This is a genomic window from Ancylobacter sp. GW821-FHT10E12 (assembly GCF_058809335.1).
In genome coordinates this window covers 386001-406243 of the sequence record NZ_JBXASN010000001.1, presented here as the reverse complement: position 1 = coordinate 406243, position 20243 = coordinate 386001, and the positions used below count along the sequence as shown (strand labels likewise).

Below are 20243 nucleotides of genomic sequence, written 5' to 3'. Positions count from 1 at the left end.
GGCGGACGACACGCGGCATCGCCGCAAAAGCTGACGAAAGGAAGGCAAGTGACCATAATCGCTGCGGGACAGTCTGCTCCCGGCTTCTCATTGCCCGATGCCGACGGCAAAAACGTCAGCCTCGCCGACTTCCGCGGCCGCAAGCTGGTGCTGTATTTCTATCCCAAGGCCGGCACCGAGGGCTGCACCCTGGAGGCGAACGATTTCAACCGCCTGCTCCCGGATTTCGACAAGGCGGGCACCGCGGTGCTGGGCGTCTCGGCGGATCCGGTCCGGGCGCTGGCGAAATTCCGTGCCAGGCAGGAGCTCGGCTTCCCGCTGGCGGGCGACGAGACGCACGACATGCTCGCCGCCTATGGCGTGTGGGCGGAGAAGAGCATGTATGGCCGCACATTCATGGGCGTGGTGCGCACGACGCTGCTGATCGACGCGGAAGGCCGCATCGCCAGGGTGTGGCCCAACGTGAAGGTGGCCGGCCATGCCGACGAGGTGCTCGCGGTGGCCCGGACGCTCTGAGCGCCCGGCCTGCGCGCGGCGGGCAATCAATGGAATGCCGGTCTAGTCGACATCGTCGACGCTTGCCGGGCCGCCGCCATAGGCACGCTGGGCGAGCGCGGCTTCCATGAACGGGTCGAGATCGCCGTCCAGCACTTCCTGCGGCGTGCCGGAGGTGACGCCGGTGCGCAGGTCCTTCACCAGTTGGTAGGGCTGGAGGACATAGGAGCGGATCTGGTGGCCCCAGCCGATATCGGTCTTGGCGGCCTGGTCGGCGGCGGCCTGCGCCTCGCGCTTCTTCAGCTCCATCTCGTAGAGCTTGGCGCGCAGCATCTCCCACGCGGTGGCGCGGTTCTTGTGCTGCGAGCGGTCGCCCTGCGCCACCACGGCGATGCCGGTGGGGATATGGGTGAAGCGCACCGCCGATTCGGTCTTGTTGACGTGCTGGCCGCCGGCGCCGCCCGAACGCATCGTGTCGATGCGCAGGTCGCTTTCCTTGATGTCGACCACGATGCGGTCGTCGATCACCGGGTAGACGTCGACGCTGGCGAAGGAGGTCTGGCGCCGCGCGTTCGAATCGAAGGGCGAGATGCGCACCAGCCGGTGCACGCCGCCCTCGGTCTTCATCCAGCCATAGGCATTGTGGCCCTTGACCAGGATGGTCGCCGACTTGAGACCCGCGGTTTCACCGGCGGATTCCTCGATCAGCTCGACCTTGAAGCCGCGCCGCTCCGCCCAGCGGGTATACATGCGCAGCAGCATCAGCGCCCAGTCCTGGCTGTCGGTGCCGCCGGCGCCGGCATGGACTTCGAGATAGCTGTCATTGGCGTCCGCCTCGCCGGAAAGCAGCGCTTCCAGCTGCCGGCGCGCCACCTCCGCCTTGAGCTTGACGAGGGACGAGGCGGCCTCGGCGACGATGCCCTCGTCGCCCTCCATCTCGCCGAGCTCGATCAGCTCGACATTGTCGGCGAGCTCGCGATTGATGCGCTCGATGGCGCCGAGCCCATCCTCCAGCGTGCCGCGCTCCTGCATCAGCTTCTGCGCGCGCTCGGGATCGTTCCACAGATTCGGATCTTCGGCGAGGGCGTTCAGCTCCGCGAGACGGGCTTTGGAACGGTCGAAATCGATGTGCTGCCGCAGAAGATTGGCAGCTTCCCGAATTTCGTCGACGCTCGCGGCGAGGTCGGCGCGCATGTTGAACACTCTCGAACAGATGGAAGGCGGCGGAAAATAGAGAGGTTGGCCCGGCGTGTAAACCGGCGCCGGCGGGCCGTCCCGTCGATGCGGACGGCCGATCAGAAATGTCCCCGCGCCGCCGCCATCAATTCGCGCGAGATCGGCCTCGCAGGTTCCGAGCGCAGCACCAGCGAGGTCGTCACCTCGCCGAAGCGGCCGATGGCGTCGACGATCAGCGCCAGATGCTCCGGCGTCGGCACGATCGCCTTCAGCACGAAGCAGTCGGCGCCGGTCACCCGGTGCACCTCGACGATATAGGGCAGGTCCTCGAAGGCGGCGAGGCAGGCGCGGATATGCTCGTGCGTCGTCTTCAGCCGGATGATCGCGGTCATGCGCAGGCCGACGGCGGCGAGATCGATGCGGGCGCCATAGCCGGCGATGACGCCGCGCTCCTCCAGCCGCTTCACCCGCTCCGACACCGCCGGCTGCGACAGGCCGATGCGCCGGCCGAGCTCGGAAAGCGACAGCCGCCCGTCCTCCTGCAGCGCCTCCACGATGTCGAGGTCGCGCTCGTCGAGGGCCGTGGCGGCGGGACGGAAGCCGGGAATGCGCTCATGTCTCGAATCCACCCGCCTGGAATCAGCCCGCCTCACGTCCATTCGCCTTGAATCCATAAGCCGATCTCCGCTTTCGCCGATGGATCAGCATGTCACCGGCGACCGGGTTTTGCCATGCTGCGCGGGCGGACCGACAATCCGCATTCCTGCACGTCCACCATTCCTGCACGTCCGCATTCCTGCATTCCTGCACGCGCGGGCGAAAAGCCCGCCCTCACGGAGCCTTCCCATGCGCCTCATCGGCATGCTCGATTCGCCCTATGTCCGGCGCGTCGCCATCTCGCTCAAGCTGCTGCGCCTGCCCTTCACCCACGAGCCGGTCTCGGTGTTCCGGCATTTCGACGCCTTCGCGGCGATCAACCCGGTGGTGAAGGCGCCGACGCTGGTCACCGACGACGGCGTGGCGCTGATGGATTCGACGCTCATCCTCGAACATGCCGAGCGCCTCGCCGACCCGGCGCTGTCGCTGGCGCCGACCGGGATCAAGGCCCATGCCCGCGCCCAGCGCCTCATCGGCCTCTCGCTCGCCGCCTGCGAGAAGACGGTGCAGATCGTCTATGAGCACGAGCTGCGCCCGGCCGAGCGCCGCCACGAGCCGTGGCTGGAGCGGGTGCGCGGCCAGCTCGCCGCCGCCTACCGGCTGCTGGAAGCGGAAATCGGCCCGGGCGAGGACTGGCTGCTCGGCGAGCGGCCGATGCAGGCGGACATCACCGCGGCGGTGACGTTGAGCTTCACGCGCTACATGCTGCCGGACGCGCTGGCCGCCGACGCCTGCCCGGCACTCACGCGGCTCACCGCGCGCGCCGAGGCGCTGCCGGCATTCGTCGGGACGCCGATCGAGTGATCGCGCGTCAGTACAGCCCGCCGGTGCCGCTATTGCCGATGGCGCGGTCGGCATCCGGCGTCACCGTGGTCGGCCGGCCGCTGGCATCGGTGGCGCCGATGATCGAATAGCTGTCCGGCGGCGCCGTGCCCGGCTTGAAGGCCTCGAGGATCGAGTTCTCGCCCGGTCCGGCGCGCAGGCCGCTCTTCGGGTTGATGCGGATCAGCTTGATGCCCGGCGGCACGCGGAACGGCACCGCCGGGCGGTCGGCCAGCGCCACCTTCATGAAGTCGCGCACCACGGGGGCGGCGATCAGGCCGCCGGTCGAGCCCTTGCCCATCGGCTTGGGCGTGTCGAAGCCGAGATACACCGCCACCACCATGTCCGGGGTGAAGCCGACGAACCAGGCGTCCTTCTCCTCGTTGGTGGTGCCGGTCTTGCCGGCGATCGGCTTGCCGAGCTCCTTCAGCGCCGTGCCGGTGCCGCGCTGGACCACGCCTTCCATCATCGAGACCATCTGGTAGGCGGTCATCGGGTCGAGCGCCTGCTCGCGCCGGTCGACCAGCGTCGGCTCCGGCTGGTCCTGCCACTGCGCGGCGTCGCAGCCGCGGCACTCGCGCTCGTCATGCTTGTAGATGGTCTTGCCGTAGCGGTCCTGGATGCGGTCGATCAGCGTCGGCTTGATGCGGCGCCCGCCATTGGCGAACATCGAATAGCCGCCGGCCATGCGCATCACCGTGGTCTCGCCGGCGCCGAGCGACATGGCCAGCACCGGCAGCAGGTTGTCGTAGATGCCGAAGCGCTTGGCGTAGTCGACGATGGTCGGCATGCCGAGGTCGTTGGCGAGCCGCACCGTCATCACGTTGCGCGACTGTTCGAGGCCGAAGCGCAAGGTCTGCGGGCCGTAGAACTTGCCGGAATAGTTCTCCGGCCGCCACGTCGCCTGCCCGGCCTGGTTGAGCTCGAACGGCGCGTCGAGAACGATGCTCGACGGCGTGTAGCCGTTGTCGATCGCGGAGGCGTAGACGAAGGGCTTGAACGACGAGCCGGGCTGCCGCTGCGCCTGCGTCGCCCGGTTGAACTGGCTCTCGTCGAAGGAGAAGCCGCCGACCAGCGCGAGCACGCGGCCGGTCCACGGGTCCATGGCGACGAGCGCGCCCTCGATCTTCGGCTGCTGGCGCAGGCGCCACTGGTCCAGCTTGCCGTCGACCGGCTCGACATAGACCACGTCGCCCGGCTTGAGCACGCCGGCGACGCCGCCCTTCTTGCCGCGCAGCGCCCATTTCACCCCGTCGGAGTTGATCAGCCCGACCTCGCGCTGGGTGCCGAGCACGCCGGAACGGTCGCGCTGCGGCTGCAGGCCGATGCGCGCCATGTCGGCATTGGCTTCCAGCACCACGGCGAGGCGCCAGGGAATGTCGTTGAAGGCGCGCACGTCGGCGAGCCGGGCGCCCCAGTCGCCGGAAATCTCGATGCCGGTGATCGCCCCGCGATAGCCGCGCTGCTCGTCATAGCGGGTCAGGCCGTCCAGCAGCGCCTTCTTGGCGATCTGCTGGAATTTCGGGTTGAGCGTGGTGCGCACCGACAGGCCGCCGCCATAGAGCTTGTCCTCGCCATAGCGCTCGAAGATCTCGCGGCGCACTTCCTCGGCGAAATATTCGGCCGAGAAGATATGCGCGCCGGTCGGGCGCACGGTGACCGAGAGGTCGCTCGCCTTGGCCTTGTCGGCCTCGTCCTGGGTGACGAAGCCGTTCTCGGCCATGCGGTCGATTACCCAGTTGCGGCGCTCGACGGCGGCGTCGTGGCGGCGGAACGGGTGGTAATTGTTCGGCCCCTTGGGCAAGGCGGCGAGATAGGCGGCCTCGGCGACGGTGAGCTCGTTCACCGACTTGTCGAAATAGAGCAGCGAGGCGGCGGCGACGCCATAGGAGCCGATGCCGAGATAGATCTCGTTGAGATAGAGCTCGAGGATCTTCTCCTTGGAATAGGCGCGCTCCATGCGCAGGGCGAGCAGCGCCTCCTTGATCTTGCGGTCGATCGACACCTCGTTGGTCAGCAGGAAGTTCTTCGCCACCTGCTGGGTGATGGTGGAGGCACCCTGCGGGCGGCGGCCGGAGCCGTAATTCTGCGCGAAGGCGTAGGCGGCGCGGCCGATGCCGGTGATGTCGATGCCGCCATGCGAATAGAAATTCTTGTCCTCGGCGGCGAGGAAGGCGTCGATCACCCGCTTGGGGATGTTCTGGATCGGCAGGTAGAGCCGGCGCTCCTTGGCATATTCGGCCAGCAGCGAGCCGTCGGTCGCGTGGATGCGCGTCATCACCGGCGGTTCGTAGTTCTGCAGCTGCGAGTAATCGGGAAGGTCCTGGGAGAACTTCCAGACGAAATAGCCCGCCACGGCACCGCCGATCACGAAGAGGATGGTGCCGAACGCGAACAGAAATCCCAGGAACCGCAAAAGCAGCCGCATTCGGCCGTGACCCCGTAAGCTGGTACGCCCGCCCCGCCGCATGGCGCGCGAGCCCCGTTGATCCTTGTCGCCTCGAAGCACCCGTGTGCGCAGCAACTATGGCCTTATCGCGGCCGGAGCGGCGCGGGTGCCGGCCACCGCCTCGTCCAGATCACCTGGCAAGGCGACGGACGGCCCGTCCGTCGGCTTCTGAGCGGCGAAATAGGCATTGATCGCCGTCATCATCGCGTCGGTGACCTTAGACTGCCATTCCGCCGATGTCATGAGTTCGAGATCCTTGCGGCTGGAAAGATAGCCGAGCTCAAACAGCACGGAAGGCACGTCGGGCGCCTTCAGCACGCGGAATCCCGCCGATTTCAGCGGCGACTTGTGCATGCGGGCGGTGGATTCGACATAGCCGGCCAGCGTGCGGGCGAAATGCGCCGAGAAATTGCGCGTCTCGCGCTGGGCGAGGTCGAACAGGATGCCGGCGACGTCGGCCGGCTCCTCGGACAGGTCGAGGCCGGCGATCATGTCGGCCTTGTTCTCCGAATCGGCGAGCCGCTGCGATTCCGCGTCGGAGGCGCGGTCGGAGAGCGTGTAGATGGTGGCGCCGCGCACGTCGCCGTCGCGCGCCGCCAGCGAATCGGCATGCAGCGAGATGAACAGCCGCGCCCCGTTCTCGCGGGCGATGCGCACCCGCTCGCCGAGCGCGACATAGGTGTCGTCGTCGCGGGTCATCACCGGCCGGTAGCGCCCGCTCGCCTCCAGCTTGTCGCGCAGCAGCGCGCCGATCTTCAGCACCAGTTCCTTCTCGGTGACGCCGAACTCGCTGTTCACCGCGCCGGAATCGATGCCGCCATGGCCGGGGTCGACGGCGATCACCGGCCGCGTGTCGCCGGGCCGGCCCGGCGTCGGCCGCGCCATGGCGGCGTCCGGCAGCGCGCGCACCGGCGCGGCGACGGTCCTGAGGAAGGTAGCGCGGTCGACCTTCACCAGGTCGACGACCAGCCGTGCCGGCTGCCCGTCGATCGGGTCGAGCACGAACGCCTTGTCGATGGAGACCGGCGCCGAAAGGTCCATCACGATGCGGGCCTTGCGCGGCGCGAACAGGCCGAACCGGTAGGCGGAAACCAGGCCGCGGCCCTCCTGCCCCGAGGCGGCCGGCAGCGCGAACACCACGTCCGGCACGTCGATCACCACGCGATAGGGGTCGGCGAGGGTGAAGGCGCCGAGCGAGACCGAGCGCGACAGGTCGACGACCAGCCGCGTGCGCTCGCCGTCGCCGGCGAGGCGCGCCTCGGTCGCCACCGCCGGAGCCAGTTCGCCGTCGAGGGCCTCCTGCGCCAGCGCCGGACGGAGCAGCCCCGCCAGAACCACGGTCAGCAGCACCGCCCCGAGGCGCATCGCCCCGGCAAGCCTCGCTCCCAACCCTCCTGGCCGCACACCCGTCGTCAGCGTCGTCACTCCGAACTTCCGCCCCGCCCGCTCTCCGGCTTCCGCTATCTAACCGAATAAGAAGCGTCGGTTAACCGACGGTTGACCGCCTCGCGCGCCTGTGAGCGGCGGCGTGTCCGGCCGGCAACGCCCGCTTGCGGCGCAGCTTGCCAAATCGGCACGCATGCCGCTATTAAGAGCATGCATATGGTTCGCCTGCAGGGACGTCAGATTCCCCGGCTTTTGCGATCCGATGGCGCCGGGCGGTCCAGCAATGGTGAAGCCCAGCATCCGGCCACGACCAGGTCCTTTCAAACGGGCGCGTGAGGATGCATTGAGCGGCCCTCGCGGACCGCGCGCCGCGGTGACGCCTGAGCCTACGACGTTTCGAGGCCGCGGGGCGCCGCTCGCAGCGCCTGCTCGTATCGAGCGTGCCCGCGCCTCTTCCCCTCGCCATGTGCCGCCGGCCGGGTCGTTCGCGACCGCGGCTACCTGTTCGGTCGAGGAATGGACGACACCAGAGTGATGACACGTCAGCCGGCATGGGCGGATCGGGCACGGAGCGGGAAGTCCCGCGCGGTGCGTGATCGCCGGGTGCCGACGCGGCCTCATCCCTCGCGCCCCGCATGCGGGGCGGATCGTCCCCCTGGCCCGGTATCGATCCCCGCTTACAGGCACGCCCTTCGCCGTCCGGCTTCGTCCGCGAAGCCGACGCCGTGCCCCCATATGAGAGTTCAATGGCCAACAAGATGCTCATCGACGCCACCCACCCGGAAGAGACCCGGGTCGTGGTGGTGCGCGGCAGCCGAGTCGAGGAATTCGACTTCGAAGCCGCCAACCGCAAGCCGCTGCGCGGCAACATCTATCTCGCAAAGGTCACGCGGGTAGAGCCGTCCCTCCAGGCCGCCTTCATCGAGTATGGCGGCAACCGGCACGGCTTCCTCGCCTTCAGCGAGATCCATCCCGACTATTACCAGATCCCGGTCGCCGACCGGCAGGCCCTGCTTGCCGAGGAGGAGCGCCAGCAGCGCAAGGACGCCGAGGAAGAGAACGAGGATCGCCCGCGCGGCCGCAGCCCCCGCCGCGGCCGCGACGACAAGCCGGCCAGCGCCCGCCGCGCCGGCGGCGACGAGACGGTGAGCGAGGAGGCCGAGGCCGCCGCGCCGGAAGCCGACGGCGCCGAGCCCGCCCCGCGTTCCTCGCGCCGGCCGCGCCGCCCTTCCGCCGATGACGAGCCGACCGGCGAGGTCGAGGAGATCGCCGGCGAGGAAGAGGTCGTCGAGCAGGTCGGTTCCGACGACGCCATGGAAGAGGTGCCCGAGCGCGCCGCCCCCCGCCGCGCCCGCTCCTACAAGATCCAGGAAGTGATCAAGCGCCGGCAGGTGATGCTGGTGCAGGTCGTGAAGGAAGAGCGCGGCAACAAGGGCGCGGCGCTGACCACCTACCTGTCGCTCGCCGGCCGCTATTCGGTGCTGATGCCCAACACCGCCCGCGGCGGCGGCATTTCCCGCAAGATCACCTCGGCCGAGGACCGCAAGCGGCTGAAGGAGGTCGCCTCCGACCTCGACGTGCCGGAGGGCATGGGCGTCATCCTGCGCACGGCGGGTGCCAGCCGCACCAAGACCGAGATCAAGCGCGACTTCGAATATCTGCTGCGCCTGTGGGAGAACGTGCGCGAGCTCACGCTGGCCTCCTCCGCCCCGGCGCTGGTCTATGAGGAAGGCTCGCTGATCAAGCGTTCGATCCGCGACCTCTACAACAAGGACATCGACGAGGTCCTGGTCTCCGGCGACGACGGCTATCGCGAGGCCAAGGACTTCATGCGCATGCTCATGCCGAGCCATGCCAAGAACGTGAAGCCCTATCGCGAGCAGCAACCGGTCTTCGCCCGCTTCGGGGTGGAGAGCCAGCTCGACGCGATGTTCCTGCCGGTGGTTCAGCTCAAGTCCGGCGGCTATCTCGTCATCAACCCGACCGAGGCGCTGGTCTCGATCGATGTGAACTCGGGCCGCTCGACCCGCGAGCACAATATCGAGGACACGGCGCTCAAGACCAACCTCGAAGCCGCCGAGGAAGTCGCCCGCCAGCTGCGCCTGCGCGACCTCGCCGGTCTCGTCGTGATCGACTTCATCGACATGGACGAGAAGCGCAACAACCGGGCGGTGGAGCGCAAGCTCAAGGAATGCCTGAAGAACGACCGCGCCCGCATCCAGCTCGGCCGCATCTCGCATTTCGGCCTGATGGAGATGAGCCGCCAGCGCATCCGCACTGGCGTGCTGGAGAGCTCGACCGAGGTCTGCCCACATTGCGGCGGCACCGGCCATGTGCGCTCCTCCTCCTCCGTGGCGCTGCAGCTGCTGCGCGCGGTCGAGGACATGCTGCTCAAGGCGAACACGCATAACCTCATCGTGCGCACCCGCGCCGAGAACGCGCTCTATGTGCTCAACCACAAGCGCGCGCATCTGCACGAGCTGGAAGAGCGCTTCGGCGTGGTGATCACCGTGTCGGCGGACCAGACGCTGACCGGCCTCATTCCCTTCGCCATCGACAAGGGCGAGGCGGTGCTGAACCCGATCCCCCTCCCCCGCCCGGCCGAGCCGGTGGCGGAGATCGAGGACGAGATCGCCGTCGTCGAGGAGGAAGAGGACGTCGTCGAGGCCGAGAGCGTCGCCGTTGCGGACGCGCCGGCCGCTCCCGCGGCTCCCACCGCCGAGCAGGCACCGCAGGGCGAAGGTGGACGCCGGCGCCGGCGTCGCCGTCGGCGGCGGCGGGGCGGCGGTGCCAATGGCGAGAATGCCGGCGGCCCGAATGACGGTTCGATGAGCGGTGTCGAGTTCGAAGGCGACGACGAGGACGAGGACGGCGAGGAAGCCGGCTCCGACGAGACGGACGCCGAGAATCCCGGCACCGAGGGCGAGGCGGTGATCGCCGCTGCGCCGGTCGAGGGCGAGGCCGCGGTGGAAGCGGTGGCGCTGGCCGAGGAGTTCGCCCCGGCGTTCGAGCCGGTTGCCGAAGCTCCGGTCGCGGAGGTTTCGTTCGCCGATGCGCCTGCGGAAGCGGCACCTGCCGAGGACGCGCCCGTCGAGGACGCCAAGCCGCGTTCGCGCGGTCGTCGTGGCGGCACCCGTCGTCCGCGCGGCGAAAAGGCGGCGGCCGAGGCCGCGAGCGCCGAAGCGGCTGCGGCCGAGGTCGCTCAGGCTGAGGTCGCTCCGGCCGAGGCGGCTGCCGTCGAGGCCCCCGCCCCCGTCGAAGCGGAAACCCCGAAGCCGGCTCCGCGCCGCCGTCGCTCGACGGTCCGCGAGGCCGCGCCGGTGGTGACGGAAACCGCGCCGCCGGCTCCGGCTCCGGCCGCCGAACCCGCGATCGACACCTCGTCCGCCGAGGACGAGCCAGCGCCGACCTCCTACACCAGCGAGGGCTTCGACGCCTCCTGGTCCACCACCGGGAGCACCGGCACCGAGAACGCGCCGGAATCGGAGCCGGACGACCGTCCGCGCCGCACCGGCTGGTGGCAGCGCAAGATCTTCGGCAGCTGAGACCGCTTCGGCAGCCGAGACCGTCTGCCGATCAAACAGGAAAAACCCCGGCCCGCCTGCGCGGACCGGGGTTTTTCATTGGCCCCGCCGAACCGGGCCGGCGCGCCGCTCTCAGCCCCGGCGCAGGAAATCGCCGATGCGCGCCACCGCCAGCGCCATCTCGCCCTGCGCCCCGGCATAGGAGAAGCGCAGGTAGTGGTGGCCGCGATGCGGGTCGAAATCGATCCCCGGCGTCGCCGCCACCCCGGCCTCGTCGAGCAGCCGCCGGGCGAAGGCGGCGGAATCGTCGGTGAAGCGCGACACGTCGGCATAGAGGTAGAAGGCGCCGTCGACGGGCAGGAATTCCGGCAGCCCGATCTTCGGCAGCTCGGCGGTCAGCAGCAGCCGGTTGGCCTCGTAGCCGTGCTTGACCGCCTCCATCTCGGCGGCGCCGTCGAAGGCCGCCTGCGCCGCGACCTGGGACAACGTCGGCACCGAGATCATCAGGTTCTGCTGCAGCCGCTCCACCGCCCGCACCAGAGGGGCCGGCATCACCATCCAGCCGACCCGCCAGCCGGTCATGCAGAAATATTTCGAGAAGGAATGGATCACCGTCGCATGCGGCGACAGCGCCGCGGCGGTGGCCGCCGGGAAGGCATAATCCAATCCGTGATAGATCTCGTCGGAGATGAAGCGGATGCCCTGCCCCTCGGCGGTGGCGATCAGCTCGGCGAGCGCCTCCGGCCGCATCATCGTGCCGGTCGGGTTGGCCGGGCTCGCCACCAGCACGCCCTTCAGCGGCGCCTGGCGGTGCGCCTCCATCAGCGCCTCGGGGGTGATCGCCCAGCGCGAGGCGGCGTCGGTCTCGATCAGCACCGGCTCGCAGCCGAGCGCGGTGAGGATGTGGCGATAGGGCGGATAGCCGGGGTTGGCGATCGCCACCCGGTCGCCCGGCTCGAACAGCGACAGGAAGGCGAGCAGGAAGCCGGCCGAGGAGCCGGTGGTCGCCACCACCCGCGCCGGGTCGAGATCGATTCCGTAGGTCTCGCCATAGTGGCGGGCGATGCGCGCCCGCAGGCCCGGCAGGCCGAGCGCGGTGGTGTAGCCGATGCGCCCCTCGTCGAGCGCCGCCCGCGCCGCCGCCCGCGCGGCGAGCGGCGCCGACGCCGCCGGCTGGCCGACCTCCATGTGCACGACATGGCCGCCGGCCGCCTCGATCTGCGCCGCCCGCTCCATCACGTCCATGACGATGAAGGGCGCGATGTCGCTGCGCCGGGAGGCGCCGGTCAGCAGGTCGGAGGCGGCGGCGAGGGCGGCCGCGGAAACCGGGGGCGGGGAAGCGAGGGAGGTCGTCATCGGCGAGGGTTCCGTCGGGTCGCCGCATCGATGCCGCAATCTGCGGTTCGTCTGCGCTCCCTGCGTTCAAGTGAACATGATAGGTACCGCTCTTGACCGGACACCCCGTCGGGCGTCAGGTCGCGGCACCCGCATGCAGACGATGGATGATGCTTCTGGCCCGCCTTGACAACCCCTCGCTTGCGCGAAGCCTTGCCAATGCCGCCACGCGCCTTGCCCGGAGCGCGACGGTGCTGGCCCTCTGCTTCGGCCTCGCCCCGCCGCCCGTCGTCGCGCAGGAATCCACGCCGAGAAGCCGGCCGACCACCATCCGCGACGCCGAGATCGAAAATCTGCTGCGCGACTACATGCGGCCGATCTACCGCGCCGCCGGCCTCGCCCAGCAGAACGTGCAGGTGGTGATCATTTCCGATCCGTCCTTCAACGCCTTCGTGATGGACGGCAAGCGCATCTTCGTGAACAGCGGCGCGCTCGTCACCACCGAGACGCCGAACGAGATCATCGGCGTGCTGGCGCACGAGACCGGCCACATTGCCGGCGGCCATCTCGCGCGCATGCGCCTGCAACTGGAGAACGCGCAGACCGCCGCCATCGTGGCGACGCTGCTCGCCGCCGGCGGCGTCGCGGCCGGCATGTCCTCCGGCACCAACATCGGCAACCCCGCGGGGGCGTTCCTCGGCCCGCAGGAGGCGATCCGCCGCTCGCTGCTCGCCTATCAGCGCAGCGAGGAACAGGCGGCCGACCGCTCCGCCGTGAGTTACCTGAACGCGACCAGGCAGTCGTCGGCCGGCATGCTCAAGACCTTCGAGCGGTTTCAGAACGACCAGATGTTCATCAGCCAGCGCCTCGATCCCTATGCGCTCAGCCACCCGATGGCGCGCGAGCGCATCGCCGCGCTGGAGGACCTCGCGGCCAAGAGCCCCTATCTGAACGCCAAGGACCCGCCGGAGCTCCAGGCCCGCCACGACATGATGCGCGCCAAGCTGGTGGGCTATTCCCAGCCGCCGGACACGGTGGCGCGGCGCTATCCGCCCTCCAATACCAGCCTGCCGGCCCGCTACGCCCGCGCCATCTCCGCCTATCGCTATGGCGCCATCCCCGACGCCCTGCGCCAGATCGACGCGCTGATCGCCGAGCAGCCGAACAATCCCTATTTCCACGAGATCAAGGGCCAGGCGCTGCTGGAGGCCGGGCGCGCCCGCGAGGCGATCCCGCCGCTGCGCCGGGCGGTGCAGCTGTCGGGCGGCGCGCCGCTGATCCGCACCCTGCTCGGCCAGGCGCTGGTGGCGACCAATGACAAGGGCTCGCTCGACGAGGCGGTGCGCGAGCTCAATTTCGGCGTGCAGCGCGAGCCGGATTCGGCGACCGCGTGGCGCTTCCTCGCCCAGGCCTACGGGCAGAAGGGCGACCTGCCCAATGCCGACCTCGCCTCCGCCCAGTCCGCCTTCCTCACCGGCGACGTGAAGCTCGCCCGCGAGCTCGCCGCCCGCGCCCGCCAGACATTCCCCTACGGGTCGCCGGGCTGGCTGAAGGCGGACGACATCGTCAACGTCAAGCCGCCGCCGAAGAAGATCCAGCGCCCCTCGCCATGAGCGCCATGCTACCTGTCGTCAAAAGCCAACAGCCACCGTCGCATCTGGAGACCGACATGCCGACCTTCACCTTCCGCCGCGCCGCGCACGGCCTCATCGCCGCGTGCCTCGCGCTCGGCATCGGCGTCGCGCCCGCCCTCGCCCTCGACGACGCCCAGCGCAAGGAATTCGAGAGCGTGATCCGCGACTACCTCCTGAAGAACCCGGAAGTGATCCAGGAGGCGATCGGCGAATTGCAGAAGAAGCAGGCGGCGGCGGCGGACGTCCAGCGCCAGCAGGCCATCGCCAGGCTGAAGCCGCAGATCTTCGATTCCCCGAACGGCGTCGTGGTCGGCAACCCGCAGGGCGACGTCACCCTGGTCGAGTTCTTCGATTACAATTGCGGCTACTGCAAGCGCTCGCTGCCGGACCTCGTGCAGCTGATCGAGAACGACCCCAAGCTCAAGGTGGTGCTGAAGGAATTCCCGGTGCTCGGACCGGGCTCGGTCGAGGCGGCGCAGGTCGCGGTCGGCGTGAAGATGGTCGCGCCGGAGAAATACATGGAGTTCCACAAGAACCTGCTCGGCGGCCGCGGCCAGGCCAACAAGGCCCGCGCGCTCGAAGCCGCCGCCGAGGCCGGCATCGACCGGGCGGCGGTGGAGAAGGCGATGGTCCGGCCGGAAGTCAACGTCGCGCTGCAGGAGAGCATGCAGCTCGCCGACGCGCTCGGCATCGACGGCACGCCGAGCTACGTGGCGGGCGACGCGGTGATCGTCGGCGCGGTCGGCCACGACCAGCTCAAGGGCACCATCGACGCCGTCCGGGCCTGCGGCAAGGCAGCGTGCTGATGGCGGCGTGCTGACACCCGCCTGCCGGGGCTTTCCCACAGTTACCGCACCGCTCGGGCACCGTTCCGGGCCCCGAACGCCGCGAAGGGCTTGGCGCGCGCCCGCCCTTTGCCTATAACCCCGCGATCATGCCGGCTTCCGTCGGCGTGATCCGTCCATTCGAGTCACCATGACCGACACCGTCCACGTCATCAACGGACCGAACCTGAACCTGCTCGGCACGCGCGAGCCGGAGGTCTATGGCCGCACCACCCTCGCCGATATCGAGGCGCTGTGCCGGTCGGCCTGCGAGCGGCACGGGCTCAGGCTGGTGTTCGGCCAGTCGAACCACGAGGGCGAGCTGGTCGAGATGATCCACCGCGCGCGCGGCTCGCTCGGCATCGTGCTGAACGCGGCCGCGTACACGCACACCTCGATCGCTCTTGCGGACGCGATCAAGGCGGTGGGCGCGGTGGTCATCGAAGTCCATCTGTCAAACGTCTTTGCCCGCGAGGCCTTTCGCCACCACTCCTATATCTCGTCGGTCGCCCGTGGGGTGATCTGCGGGCTGGGGGGAGAGGGCTACCGGCTCGCGATCGACGCGCTGGCCTCCAGCCGCGTGAGTTGAGGGGGACGGGCAAGCGACCGTCACGGGATCATGATGAAAACAACCAAACCGGCCATCGACCCCGCGCTGGTGCGCGAGATCGCCAATCTTCTCTCCGAGAGCGACCTCACCGAGATCGAGGTGCAGCACGAGGACCTGCGGATCCGCGTCGTGCGCGCCGCGCCGACCGTCTATGCCGCGCCGGCACCCGCCTTCGCCCCGGCGCCCGCCGCCGCACCGGTCCCGGTCGCCGCCGCAGCGCCCGCCGCGCCGGCCACGACCGATCCGGCCAAGCATCCCGGCGTCGTGCCCTCGCCGATGGTCGGCACCGCCTATCTGTCGCCGGAGCCCGGTGCGCGCGCCTTCATCGAAGTCGGCACGGTGGTCAAGGAAGGCCAGACCCTGCTCATCGTCGAGGCGATGAAGACGATGAACGCCATTCCGGCGCCCCGCGCCGGCACCATCACCCGCATCCTGGTGGATAACGCGCAGCCGGTCGAATATGGCGAGCCGCTCCTGATCATCGAGTGAGGATTAGCCCCATGTTCGGCAAGATCCTCATCGCCAACCGCGGCGAGATCGCCCTGCGGGTGCTGCGCGCCTGCAAGGAGCTCGGCATCGCCACCGTCGCGGTGCATTCCACCGCCGATGCCGACGCCATGCATGTCAAGCTGGCCGACGAGAGCGTGTGCATCGGCCCGCCCGCGGCCAAGGACAGCTATCTCAACATCCCGGCCCTGCTCGCCGCCTGCGAGATCACCGGGGCGGAAGCGGTGCATCCGGGCTACGGCTTCCTCGCCGAGAACGCCCGCTTCGCCGAGATCCTCATCGACCATGGCGTGAAGTTCATCGGGCCGAAGCCCGAGCATATCCGCATCATGGGCGACAAGATCGAGGCGAAGAAGACCGCCAAGAAGCTCGGCATCCCCTGCGTGCCCGGCTCGGACGGCGGCGTCTCCACCGACGAGGAGGCCGCCCGCGTCTCCGAGGAGATCGGCTTCCCGGTGCTGATCAAGGCCGCGGCCGGCGGCGGCGGGCGCGGCATGAAGGTCGCCCGCTCGCTGGAGGAACTGTCCTCGGCGCTGTCGCAGGCCCGCTCGGAAGCCCGCGCCGCCTTCGGCGACGATGCGGTCTATATCGAGAAATACCTGAGCACGCCGCGCCATATCGAGATCCAGGTGCTCGGCGACGGCCAGGGCAATGCGGTGCATCTCGGCGAGCGCGACTGCTCGCTGCAGCGCCGGCACCAGAAGGTGTGGGAGGAGGCCCCCTCCCCGGTCATCACGCCCGAGCAGCGGGCGCGCATCGGCGAGACCGTCTCCAAGGCCATGCGCGACATGAAGTATCTCGGCGCCGGCACCGTCGAGTTCCTGTACGAGAACGGCGAGTTCTACTTCATCGAGATGAACACCCGCATCCAGGTGGAGCACCCGGTCACCGAGGCGATCACCGGCATCGACCTGATCAACGAGCAGATCCGCGTCGCCGCCGGCCTGCCGCTCGGCATCACCCAGGCCGATATCGGCATCAATGGCCACGCCATCGAGTGCCGCATCAACGCCGAGCACCCGCGCACCTTCCGCCCCTCGCCGGGCAAGATCGCCTATTGGCACGTGCCGGGCGGGCTCGGGGTGCGCATCGATTCGGCGGTCTATCAGGGCTATACGATCCCGCCCTATTACGACAGCCTCGCCGGCAAGATGATCGTGCACGCCCGGACGCGCGAGGAATGCCTGGCCCGCCTCAGGCGGGCGCTCGACGAATTCGTGGTCGAAGGCATCGAGACCACGCTGCCGCTGTTCCGCGAGCTGGTCGTCAATGACGACATCAGGCGCGGCGCCTATGACATCCACTGGCTCGAGCATTTCCTCGCCGAGGGCGAGCCGGGCACCTGAAGCCGCGTGTGAAGGCGCCGCGGCGCCTTCACACATCATCGCCTTCACACATTCGTCGCATTGCGCCATGCTGCACGCATGTCACGCCCGCGCGAACACCAGGTCGAAATCACCCCGGAAGTGCTGCTGAAGGCCTATGCCTGCGGCATCTTCCCGATGGCCGAGAGCGCCGACGATCCCGGCCTCTACTGGATCGAGCCGGAGCGGCGCGGCATCCTGCCGCTGGACGGCTTCAAGGTCCCCAGCCGCCTTGCCCGTACCGTGCGCGCCGACAGGTTCGAGATCCGCATCGACCATGATTTCGAGGCGGTGATGCGCGGCTGCGCCGAGCCGGCCGAGGGACGCGGCTCCACCTGGATCAATGCCCGCATCCACAAGCTCTATTGCGACCTGCACGCGCGCGGCTATTGCCACTCGGTGGAAGCCTGGCAGGACGGCGAGCTGGTCGGCGGCCTCTACGGGGTGCGGCTGGGGCGCGCCTTCTTCGGCGAGAGCATGTTCCACCGGGCCCGCGACGCCTCCAAGGTGGCCCTGGTGCATCTGGTGGCGCGGCTGAAAAAGGGCGGCTTCACGCTGCTCGACACCCAGTTCGTCACCGACCACCTGCGCAGCTTCGGCGCGGTGGAGGTGCCGCGCCACCATTATTCGGCGCTGCTGGCGAAGGCGCTGAAGGGCGAGGCGGATTTCTACTGCTGGGGGCCCGGCGAGGCGATCACCGGCGCCGTCTGCTTGCAGTCGATCAGCCAGGCGTCATAGATCGGGTGCTCGATGCCGTGCAGGCCGGGGCTGGAGGCGAACATCCAGCCGCCGAACAGCGGCTTCACCGTGCCGTCGAGCGCGATCTCCTGCACGTCGACGAAGCCGGTGGTGTTCTGCGTCTCGTTTTCCGGCCTTGTGTAGCAGGCACGCGGGGTGAGGCGCAGCGCGCCGAACTGCACCGTCTCGCCCACCGCCACGTCGAAGGTGATGATGCGGCCGGTGATCTTGTCGAGGCCGGAGAACACCGCCGTCTTGTTGGCGATCTTCTGCGTCGGCGGCTGCACCACCTCGATATCGCCCTGCGGCCCGACGGTCGCACTGCCCGGCACTTCCGGCGGCGGCGCGGCGGGCGCGCGCGGCACCTCGCTGGCCGGCGGCTCCATGATCGAGGGTACGCCGGATCCGCCCGGCGCCGGCGAATCGGGTTCCTGCACCGGCCCGCCCGGCGGCGGGGCCAGCGGCGCCGATTCGACCCCGCCCTGCCAGCCCTGCTGGGCGCCGGCCGGCGAGGAGGCCAGCAGCGCGACCGCGGAGGCGACGGCTAGGCAGTGTCGGAGCGCGGCGGTCGAACGCGAATTCATGACGAAGCCGAAACCATGCGAAGACTCTCTCGGCGCGCGCACACGGCACGCCCCCACGGAACACCACCCGACGCCACGCCACCCGACGCCGCACCATCCCTGCGGCATGGCGAGGCAATGCGGCGATGTAGGGGCGAACGGCTCCCGAACCGGCTCACAAAGGCGCGCATCGTACCCGCGGCAACTACGCCGGCGCCTTGAGCCCTCACTCGGGCGTCCAGGCCCGATAGTCGCCGGTCACCGCCGGGCGGTGGCCGAAGCCAAGCGTCGAGCCGGGGGGATGATAGGCGTTGGCGGTGCCGGTCGGGTTGGCGCGGTGCGGCAGTTCCCACTCGTGCGGCGTGTAGGTTTCCTCGCTCGGCGGCACGTCGGAGCGCTGGTGCATCCAGGCGTGCCAGCCGGGCGGAATCGCGGTCGCCTCGGCCGGGCCGTTGAAGATCACCCAGCGCCGCTCGAAGCCGAGCGCTGGGTCGATGGCGCCGCCCTTGGTGCGAAAGTAGCGATTGCCGAAATCGTCCTCGCCGACGAACTCGCCGTGCCGCCAGGTGTGGAAGCGCGTCCCCATGGTCTGGCCGTTCCACCAGGTGAAGACTTCGGTGAGGAATGTCGAGAGGTTCACGTGCTGCGTCCCTGAGGCGAGGCAAAGTTCGCGAGGCGATATCGGCCGGAACATGCCACCCGCGCCGCGCCCTGTCCAGACAAGGCGCAGCGTCAACCGCACTCACCGCCGCGCGGCGCGAAACTCCGTGGCGAAATAACCGAGCGCGACGAGCAGCGCGAGGATGCCGCCCGCCGACACCAGGAGCCAGCCGCCGGCCACGTAGAGCGGGCTGGCCAGCGCCGAGCCGAGCGCGCCGCCGAGGAAGAACAGCGCGATATAGAGCGCGTTCAGCCGGCTGCGGATCGCCGGGTCCAGCATGAACAGCGCCCGCTGGCCGAACACCAGATTGGCCGCCGCCGCAAGGTCGAGCACCACCGCGCCGACGACCAGCAGCGCCACCGATCCGCTGACCGCGCCGATATCGGCGATCAGGAAGCCGAGAATGGCGCCGGCGAGCGCCAGCCCGGTGCCGAGGCGCGAATAGCCGCGGTCGGCCAGCCGCCCGGCCAGCGACGAGCCGAACACCCCCGCCGCCCCGGCGAGCGCGAACAGCGCGATGGCGCGCTGGTCGAGCCCGAAGCCGGGGCCGGCAAGCTCGAGCGGCACCGCGGTCCAGAACAGGATGAAGGCGCCGAACATCGGCATCTGGTAGAGGATGCGCCGGCGCAGCACCGGCTGGGTGCGCAGCAGAACCGGGAACGAGCGCAGCAGCGCGGCAAGGCCGAGCTGCCCGTCCGGCCGGCGCGCCGGCAGCGCGAAGCGCAGTCCCGCCGCCAGCGCCAGCATCAGCGCCGCCGAGAGCATGAACACCGCCCGCCAGCCGAACCAGTGGGCGATCAGGCTGGCCGCCGGCCGGGCGAGCATGATGCCCGCCATCAGCCCGCTCACCACATTGCCGACTTTTCGCCCGCGCTGCTCCGGCGGGGCGAGGTGCGAGGCGAAGGGCACCGCCACCTGCGCCACCACCGAGCCGAATCCATAGACCAGCGCGGCGGCGGCGAAGACCGCCGGCGAGGTGGCGGAGGCGGCGACGACGAGCCCGGCAAAGGCGCAGAGCAGCACCAGCCCGAGCAGGCGCCGATTCTCCAGCGTGTCGCCGAGCGGCACCACCAGGATCAGCCCGGCGATATAGCCGATCTGGCCGATGGTGACGACGAGGCTGGCCACGCTCTCGTCGAGCCCGATATCGCCGCCGATCAGCGCGATCAGCGGCTGGGCGTAATAGAGATTCGCCGCGCCGGCGCCCGCCGCGAAGGCGAGGAGGAAGAAGGTAAACTCGCTGGCGGTCCCGCTGGGCCGCCCGCCGGAACGGATCATCGGCCGGTCTCCGGGAAAGGGGCGCCCGTTCTGCGGCGTCGCGGCCGGCTTGTCCACCGCCCGCGACGCAAGGCGGTCATGCACGACGCAAGGCGGTCATGCACAAGGGATAGACTGGCCGAGGGACGGACTGTCCCCGCTTTTCTCTCGCCTGCGCGATCTCCGCTGTCCACGGACCGGAGGTCTGGACTCTCTTCACGAATCCGCGCTCGATAAGGGT

The 20243-nt window shown here is 69.5% G+C and carries 17 protein-coding genes; 9 read left to right on the top strand and 8 right to left on the bottom strand.

The genetic code is table 11. From position 1 onward, the window contains the following. The first annotated feature begins 48 nt into the window (after positions 1-48). Positions 49-516, top strand: a complete 468-nt coding sequence (gene bcp / locus AC1RU4_RS01990; RefSeq protein ID WP_492889308.1) for a thioredoxin-dependent thiol peroxidase — start codon at positions 49-51, stop codon at positions 514-516. A gap of 42 nt (positions 517-558) precedes the next feature. Here bcp and prfB read toward each other — a convergent pair whose 3' ends face one another. Continuing rightward, the gene (gene prfB, locus AC1RU4_RS01985; protein WP_492889307.1) at positions 559-1689 is read right to left on the bottom strand and encodes a peptide chain release factor 2; all 1131 of its coding nucleotides are present in this window, start codon (positions 1687-1689) and stop codon (positions 559-561) included. Between the two features lie 101 nt (positions 1690-1790). After that, entirely contained in the window at positions 1791-2300 is a 510-nt protein-coding gene (locus tag AC1RU4_RS01980) for an Lrp/AsnC family transcriptional regulator (protein WP_492889306.1), read from the bottom strand. Positions 2301-2517: 217 nt separating this feature from the next. Between AC1RU4_RS01980 and AC1RU4_RS01975 the strand changes: the two genes are divergently transcribed. After that, on the top strand, positions 2518-3132 hold the full coding sequence (locus tag AC1RU4_RS01975; RefSeq protein ID WP_492889305.1) for a glutathione S-transferase family protein: 615 nt from the start codon (positions 2518-2520) through the stop codon (positions 3130-3132). 7 nt (positions 3133-3139) lie between these two features. Here AC1RU4_RS01975 and AC1RU4_RS01970 read toward each other — a convergent pair whose 3' ends face one another. Together AC1RU4_RS01970 and AC1RU4_RS01965 are read right to left on the bottom strand one after the other, a co-directional pair. Then, complete coding sequence (locus tag AC1RU4_RS01970; RefSeq protein WP_492889304.1) at positions 3140-5578, bottom strand: penicillin-binding protein 1A; 2439 nt, start codon at positions 5576-5578, stop codon at positions 3140-3142. Positions 5579-5674: 96 nt separating this feature from the next. Further along, positions 5675-6964 (bottom strand): N-acetylmuramoyl-L-alanine amidase, encoded by a 1290-nt coding sequence (locus tag AC1RU4_RS01965; RefSeq protein ID WP_492889415.1) that lies wholly within the window; start codon positions 6962-6964, stop codon positions 5675-5677. A gap of 767 nt (positions 6965-7731) precedes the next feature. Here AC1RU4_RS01965 and AC1RU4_RS01960 point away from each other — a divergent pair. Next, positions 7732-10530, top strand: coding sequence for an Rne/Rng family ribonuclease (locus AC1RU4_RS01960; protein ID WP_492889303.1), 2799 nt, complete (start codon positions 7732-7734; stop codon positions 10528-10530). A gap of 111 nt (positions 10531-10641) precedes the next feature. Here AC1RU4_RS01960 and AC1RU4_RS01955 read toward each other — a convergent pair whose 3' ends face one another. Continuing rightward, on the bottom strand, positions 10642-11754 hold the full coding sequence (locus AC1RU4_RS01955) for a pyridoxal phosphate-dependent aminotransferase (RefSeq protein ID WP_492889413.1): 1113 nt from the start codon (positions 11752-11754) through the stop codon (positions 10642-10644). Between the two features lie 257 nt (positions 11755-12011). Here AC1RU4_RS01955 and AC1RU4_RS01950 point away from each other — a divergent pair, with 257 nt between their 5' ends. The 6 genes from AC1RU4_RS01950 (at position 12012) to aat (ending at position 17521) form a co-directional block, all read left to right on the top strand. Next, complete coding sequence (locus tag AC1RU4_RS01950; protein WP_492889302.1) at positions 12012-13457, top strand: M48 family metalloprotease; 1446 nt, start codon at positions 12012-12014, stop codon at positions 13455-13457. A 56-nt stretch (positions 13458-13513) separates the two neighbouring features. Then, positions 13514-14284 (top strand): DsbA family protein, encoded by a 771-nt coding sequence (locus AC1RU4_RS01945; protein WP_492889301.1) that lies wholly within the window; start codon positions 13514-13516, stop codon positions 14282-14284. Positions 14285-14453: 169 nt separating this feature from the next. Next, positions 14454-14891, top strand: a complete 438-nt coding sequence (gene aroQ, locus AC1RU4_RS01940; protein WP_492889300.1) for a type II 3-dehydroquinate dehydratase — start codon at positions 14454-14456, stop codon at positions 14889-14891. Positions 14892-14924: 33 nt separating this feature from the next. Then, a complete protein-coding gene (gene accB, locus AC1RU4_RS01935) occupies positions 14925-15401 on the top strand; it encodes an acetyl-CoA carboxylase biotin carboxyl carrier protein (RefSeq protein WP_492889299.1) in 477 nt (158 codons plus the stop codon). Positions 15402-15412: 11 nt separating this feature from the next. After that, positions 15413-16765, top strand: coding sequence for an acetyl-CoA carboxylase biotin carboxylase subunit (accC, locus tag AC1RU4_RS01930; protein ID WP_492889298.1), 1353 nt, complete (start codon positions 15413-15415; stop codon positions 16763-16765). Between the two features lie 78 nt (positions 16766-16843). After that, positions 16844-17521: a leucyl/phenylalanyl-tRNA--protein transferase gene (gene aat / locus AC1RU4_RS01925; RefSeq protein WP_492889297.1), complete on the top strand. Its 678-nt coding sequence runs from the start codon at positions 16844-16846 to the stop codon at positions 17519-17521. On the opposite strand, the gene AC1RU4_RS01920 is transcribed toward aat, so the two are convergent. The 3 genes from AC1RU4_RS01920 to AC1RU4_RS01910 all read right to left on the bottom strand — a co-directional run bounded on the left by AC1RU4_RS01920 (position 17452) and on the right by AC1RU4_RS01910 (position 20023). Next, the gene (locus AC1RU4_RS01920; protein ID WP_492889296.1) at positions 17452-18105 is read right to left on the bottom strand and encodes a DUF2155 domain-containing protein; all 654 of its coding nucleotides are present in this window, start codon (positions 18103-18105) and stop codon (positions 17452-17454) included. The genes aat and AC1RU4_RS01920 overlap by 70 nt on opposite strands. 205 nt (positions 18106-18310) lie before the next feature. Next, positions 18311-18724 (bottom strand): NADH:ubiquinone oxidoreductase subunit NDUFA12, encoded by a 414-nt coding sequence (locus tag AC1RU4_RS01915; protein WP_492889295.1) that lies wholly within the window; start codon positions 18722-18724, stop codon positions 18311-18313. Positions 18725-18826: 102 nt separating this feature from the next. Next, on the bottom strand, positions 18827-20023 hold the full coding sequence (locus AC1RU4_RS01910) for an MFS transporter (protein ID WP_492889294.1): 1197 nt from the start codon (positions 20021-20023) through the stop codon (positions 18827-18829). Positions 20024-20243 lie beyond the last annotated feature (220 nt).

What these genes read in the sequence shown, in the direction of transcription:
- aat (WP_492889297.1), top strand. Translation starts at nt 16,844, where the DNA reads ATGTCACGCCCGCGCGAACACCAGGTCGAAATCACCCCGGAAGTGCTG.
- AC1RU4_RS01965 (WP_492889415.1), bottom strand. Translation starts at nt 6,964, where the DNA reads ATGCGCCTCGGGGCGGTGCTGCTGACCGTGGTTCTGGCGGGGCTGCTC.
- aroQ (WP_492889300.1), top strand. Translation starts at nt 14,454, where the DNA reads ATGACCGACACCGTCCACGTCATCAACGGACCGAACCTGAACCTGCTC.
- accB (WP_492889299.1), top strand. Translation starts at nt 14,925, where the DNA reads ATGAAAACAACCAAACCGGCCATCGACCCCGCGCTGGTGCGCGAGATC.
- AC1RU4_RS01970 (WP_492889304.1), bottom strand. Translation starts at nt 5,578, where the DNA reads ATGCGGCTGCTTTTGCGGTTCCTGGGATTTCTGTTCGCGTTCGGCACC.
- AC1RU4_RS01960 (WP_492889303.1), top strand. Translation starts at nt 7,732, where the DNA reads ATGGCCAACAAGATGCTCATCGACGCCACCCACCCGGAAGAGACCCGG.
- accC (WP_492889298.1), top strand. Translation starts at nt 15,413, where the DNA reads ATGTTCGGCAAGATCCTCATCGCCAACCGCGGCGAGATCGCCCTGCGG.
- AC1RU4_RS01955 (WP_492889413.1), bottom strand. Translation starts at nt 11,754, where the DNA reads ATGGACGTGATGGAGCGGGCGGCGCAGATCGAGGCGGCCGGCGGCCAT.
- AC1RU4_RS01910 (WP_492889294.1), bottom strand. Translation starts at nt 20,023, where the DNA reads ATGATCCGTTCCGGCGGGCGGCCCAGCGGGACCGCCAGCGAGTTTACC.
- AC1RU4_RS01920 (WP_492889296.1), bottom strand. Translation starts at nt 18,105, where the DNA reads ATGAATTCGCGTTCGACCGCCGCGCTCCGACACTGCCTAGCCGTCGCC.
- AC1RU4_RS01975 (WP_492889305.1), top strand. Translation starts at nt 2,518, where the DNA reads ATGCGCCTCATCGGCATGCTCGATTCGCCCTATGTCCGGCGCGTCGCC.
- AC1RU4_RS01950 (WP_492889302.1), top strand. Translation starts at nt 12,012, where the DNA reads ATGATGCTTCTGGCCCGCCTTGACAACCCCTCGCTTGCGCGAAGCCTT.
- AC1RU4_RS01945 (WP_492889301.1), top strand. Translation starts at nt 13,514, where the DNA reads ATGCCGACCTTCACCTTCCGCCGCGCCGCGCACGGCCTCATCGCCGCG.
- prfB (WP_492889307.1), bottom strand. Translation starts at nt 1,689, where the DNA reads ATGCGCGCCGACCTCGCCGCGAGCGTCGACGAAATTCGGGAAGCTGCC.